This is a genomic window from Alcanivorax sp. HI0044 (assembly GCF_001634945.1).
Map to the genome: position 1 here is coordinate 1 of NZ_LWEZ01001001.1, position 540 is coordinate 540.

Consider the following 540-nt stretch of genomic DNA (forward strand, 5'->3'; position numbering starts at 1 on the left):
GCGGCGGTCATGTACTCGTCGTAGTTGCCCGGGAACAGGCGCAGCTCACCGTAATCCAGATCCGCCATGTGGGTGCACACGCTGTTCAGGAAGTGCCGGTCGTGGGAAATGATAATCATGGTGCTGGAACGGGCCACCAGAATATCTTCCAGCCAGCGGATGGTGTGGATATCCAGATGGTTGGTGGGCTCATCCAGCAGCAGTACGTCCGGATCGGAGAACAGGGCCTGGGCAAGCAGTACGCGCAATTTCCAGCCCGGCGCCACGGCGGTCATGGGGCCGGCGTGTTGTTCTTCGGGAATGCCCAGCCCCAGNAACAGGTCGNCGGCCCGGGCTTCGGCGGTGTAGCCGTCCATCTCCGCGAATTGCATTTCCAGCTCGGCCACGCGCATGCCGTCTTCTTCGCTCATTTCCGGCAGGCTGTAAATCCGGTCGCGCTCGGCTTTTACCGCTGCCAGTTCGCTGTGCCCCATGATCACGGTGTCCAGCACCGTGTGTTCCTCGAAGGCGAACTGGTCCTGGCGCAGTTTGCCGAGGCGA

1 protein-coding gene is annotated in these 540 nt (G+C 61.9%); it reads right to left on the reverse strand.

Translation table 11 applies throughout. From position 1 onward, the window contains the following. Positions 1–540: ATP-binding cassette domain-containing protein (locus A3730_RS11805; protein WP_156501170.1), on the reverse strand; the 540-nt coding region annotated here is incomplete at both ends.